This window comes from Parasphingopyxis lamellibrachiae (genome assembly GCF_003385775.1).
Taxonomy (GTDB): Bacteria; Pseudomonadota; Alphaproteobacteria; order Sphingomonadales; family Sphingomonadaceae; genus Parasphingopyxis; species Parasphingopyxis lamellibrachiae.
In genome coordinates, this window is sequence record NZ_QRDP01000002.1 from 1 (window position 1) to 1,641 (window position 1,641).

Below are 1,641 nucleotides of genomic sequence, written 5' to 3' on the forward strand. Positions count from 1 at the left end.
CCAACAGACCAGTCGTTTAGAGCGCCTTCCTTAGACGCGGTGTCCCATGACTGGATGATCTTGTCTCCGGGCTCAGATTTCGGCGGCGCCGTATAGCGTCGCAGCCATTCCCGCTTGATCAGCAAGCCTTCGGCCGGCACCGGCTGCTGCAGATATTGGGCAGAGAAAACTGAAGAGCCCTGAGCATGCTTGATCTGTTCCAGAGCTGATCGCGGCTCGTGCGCCGCATGCAATACGGTGTTTGGCAGGCGCTCGAAAAAGCGATCAGGACCAGTCGGGATCAGTTCTTGATGTTCGGCGATGGCGGGCAAGGACAGATGCTCCCACCCTCCCTGCTCCAGCAAGTGTCCGGCCAGATCCTCCTCGTGAAGGCGCTGCATGATGACAACGATCGCTCCCTCAACCTTGTCATTGAGCCGCGATATGACGGTATGGCCAAACCATTCCAGAACATTTTTCCGCGCGGTCTCCGACATGGCTTCCTCGGGCTTCATCGGATCGTCGATGATCAGGATGTCACCGCCCCGGCCGGTTAGAGTGCCGCCAACAGATGTCGCCATCCGCCCCCCTCGTCTCGTGGTCATGAACTCGGCTTCGGAATTGCGTTCCCGCGAAAGTATCGTCTTTGGAAACAGCGACCGGTACCAGTCTGATCCCATGATCGATCGGCAGTCCCGGGAGAATTTCAACGCCAGATCGTTCGAATAGCTCGCGCAGATTATCGACAGCGTTGGATCAATTCCGAGCAGCAAGGCCGGCCAGGCCACACTGCCGATGATCGATTTGAGATTGCGCGGGGGCAAGGTGATGATCAGTCGATTGATCTCACCGGTTCGAACGCGTTCAAGCTGATACAATATCGCCTGGTGATGCCAGTTGGGCTTGAACTCCCCGCCATGGACGAGCGAGTTGAACACTTTGTGCACAAAGGCAGACTGATCCTCGCGCAAGATGCGGCGCATAAGTGCGGCGGTATCCGGATCGGTCATTGCCCCTCTCCGTCTGCATTGCTGCGCCGGGCGAGTTCCTCATTGATCCGCCGCTGCAAATAGTCTTCGATGATGTCACCGTCGCGCCGGTCGGCATGCGCTTTGCGTTCGGTACCATCCTCGATGCCAAAGACCTGGATGTTCAACTCGATCAATTTTGCGATCGCCCTGACATCGCCCTTGGCTGCTTTCTCGATCAACCTTTTCACAACGAGCTGCAGCTTTGAATAACTCCGGGTCTTCCCCTGGCTGTCCGTTGCACTGACACGCTGCGACTGCTCCTCGGCAAGCACGGTTTTCAGGCTTTTCGCGCCTGGGGGGCGGCCGCCGGGATTGCCACTTTGTCCGGGTCCAAACTGATGTTCCACCGGCGGATTTCCATATCCAACCGGGCGCCTGCGCTTCTTATTTGCCATGATCACTCCTCCCCGCTGAGGCGCGTTGTACGTGCCTCGTCAAAGGTCTGGCCGGACGGCAATTTGGGCGTCGCGCCGGTTTCTTTGGCAAGGCGTCCGAGAGTGACGTCACAATAGACCGGATCAATCTCGATCGCGGCACCCCGGCGTCCAGTCCGCGCGGCAGCGACTAGCGTTGTGCCACTGCCGCTAAACGGATCGAGAATGAGACCGCGCTGTTTCGAGCAATCCCGGAT

The 1,641-nt window shown here is 58.3% G+C and carries 3 protein-coding genes; all 3 read right to left on the minus strand.

Going from position 1 to position 1,641, the window contains the following annotated elements; translation table 11 throughout:
* On the minus strand, positions 1–989 hold a 989-nt coding region (locus DFR46_RS00015), incomplete at its 3' end, for a terminase (protein WP_116234598.1).
* The gene (locus DFR46_RS00020) at positions 986–1,405 is read right to left on the minus strand and encodes a DUF5681 domain-containing protein (RefSeq protein ID WP_116234599.1); all 420 of its coding nucleotides are present in this window, start codon (positions 1,403–1,405) and stop codon (positions 986–988) included. The genes DFR46_RS00015 and DFR46_RS00020, both read right to left, overlap by 4 nt.
* Positions 1,406–1,407: 2 nt before the next feature.
* On the minus strand, positions 1,408–1,641 hold a 234-nt coding region (locus DFR46_RS00025), incomplete at its 5' end, for a DNA methyltransferase (RefSeq protein WP_147297585.1).